This window comes from Bartonella sp. MU70NMGDW (assembly GCF_042194085.1).
Taxonomy (GTDB): domain Bacteria; phylum Pseudomonadota; class Alphaproteobacteria; order Rhizobiales; family Rhizobiaceae; genus Bartonella; species Bartonella grahamii.
Genome location: NZ_JBHIMK010000231.1, coordinates 1 through 1866, shown reverse-complemented (window position 1 = coordinate 1866; position 1866 = coordinate 1). Strand labels below are relative to the sequence as shown.

Sequence of the window (1866 nt, the reverse complement as noted above, 5' to 3'; positions counted from 1 at the left end):
TTTGAGGCCCACCACCATGAACAACAACAGGGTTAATCCCCGATTGCTTTAATAGAGCAATATCACGCGCAAATGCTTGCCCTAAAGCAGGATCACCCATAGCATGGCCGCCATATTTTACCACGACCGTTTCATTTTCATATTTTTGCATATAAGGTAAAGCAGACGATAAAAATGCTGCTTGTTTTTCCAAAACATCTACAGTGCCGTTTTTAGCATCATCCATCAATAGAGCCTCCTCATCACTTTTTACCACCTCTTAATGAAATTTAGGAAAAGTGAAAACAATAAAACAAAGCCTTACTCTATCCACCCCCCTGAAAATCGTCAATTTTCTTCTAAATTATGAAAAAGGAATAGCGAAATGAAATACAAAAAACTTCCTTTAAAAATTGACAGCGAAAAATTAAACAAAATAGACGTAAAAAAACGTCATTATTTTATGATCTTATATATAAGATTGAAAAGCCAAATTTTGAAGCTACGCCGTACATTCAACTCATTAGTTTATCCCTATGGATACTTAACAATGAATAGGAATATATACAACCCTTGATTTTGTAAGATAAAACAAAATTTCTTATAATAATAAAATTAACATATTCCCAAGATAAGAAATCACTCAACCGCTTTATAGCTTATCTCAATAAACTATAAATTTGGTTTTAAAAATTTGACTTTTTCTCAATCATTAAACATGAGAAAATGTCAATTGAACGCTCCTTATGGAGAATCATAATAAATTGATTTATAATAATAATTTATCTTTTTATATCGTAAAATCGAAAAATGCTTTGCAAAATTGTCATATATTGTGACTTTATTGCGAATAGCTCTTCAGAAGCATCTTCATAAAAGCATTTAATTGTTTAGATTACTCTCTTCGTAAGATTTTATAAAATTTCTCATTTTCATGATCTGTCATTAAGTTTTTCTTTCTGCATAGCAATACATGCTTGGATTATTCAATGTCTTTTAGAATTTTTAATTCTTTTAATGTGTTGTTTTTTAAGCATATCATGCCATTTTTTTGTTGTATTTATTTTTTCTTTTCTAAAGTACCTCCCCCTTTCTCCCCACCAAATTTTTATCATGCCAATAAATTCAACTAGGTGAATTCCATGGAATCTGTTTCTCCAAAAGAGAGATGCATCAAGCATCTCAAGACATATTTTGTTATGTCTGCTTTAGTATTCAACATGCATTATCCTATTTCATAATTTCTTTGGAACAAAATAAATCTGATTATAGCGTTTTTTTATTATCTGAAAGAAGTATTTTATGACACCAGAATACAAAACAAAATCCGTAATCTAAAAGAAAATGAAGCTGGTATGAGGCATGTAAAAGCTATTCCGAATAAATACCCCTTTTTTGCCTTTTTAAAGGGAGACAGTAGTTAAGATTATCAAAATGCCAAAAATAAAATCGGTTATAAGAAGTTGATGCTTTATTTGAAAAAGATGGTTTGCCTAACAGCTTATTTAGCGTTTCTTGGCAAGCTGATACCTATTTTACAGTTTTAGTATAGGGATTTTGAGTAAAACAATAAATACAAAAAATGCTGAATGCATAAAAGCAGTTATCATGACACTGGAAATCAGTCACTCAATTGCATCCTTCTTATGGATAAGCCCTTTTTAAAATATCATAGACACTCAAAAATAAGACTTATCCATAAAACTCGTGAAATGTAAAAAACTATCAGCGGCTAGAACTTACCCTAAATTAATTGTTTCTCTCTTTATCTTTTCAAGAAAAAAATGTTTTTCAAAAATTACAAGACTACAGAAAGCTTAATTAAAATAACCTTCCAAAAGTTTTTTCTAATCTATTCTGAGAACATTCACATATTTTAACCAGAAA

Annotated in this window: 1 pseudogene; it reads right to left on the bottom strand. The window is 29.8% G+C overall.

Features of this window, described 5'->3' with window-relative positions:
- Window positions 1-226, bottom strand: a pseudogene (locus tag ACFIKE_RS09995) (acetylglutamate kinase); the annotation flags it as partial.
- Window positions 227-1866: the final 1640 nt, after the last annotated feature.